The organism is Photobacterium sp. R1, from assembly GCF_054600795.1.
The window spans coordinates 1-261 of the sequence record NZ_BAAHZP010000675.1; the positions used below are offsets into that span (position 1 = coordinate 1).

General features: G+C 46.4%; 1 pseudogene. It reads left to right on the top strand.

The features are described 5' to 3' along the window. A pseudogene (locus ACYP03_RS26780) lies at positions 1-254 on the top strand (ABC-F family ATPase); the annotation flags it as partial. Positions 255-261 lie beyond the last annotated feature (7 nt).

Consider the following 261-nt stretch of genomic DNA (forward strand, 5'->3'; position numbering starts at 1 on the left):
TGTTCGGTAAACTGATCATGCAAAAGCCAAACATCCTGTTAATGGATGAGCCAACCAACCACATGGATATGGAGTCCATTGAGTCTCTGAACCTGGCGCTGGAAAACTACAGAGGGACACTGATGTTTGTCTCTCACGACCGTCAGTTTGTCTCCTCGGTGGCTACCCGTATTATTGAAATCACCAAAGACGGTGTTAATGACTTCCACGGTACTTATGACGAGTACCTGCACAAGCAAGGCATTGAGTGCTAATTCCGTA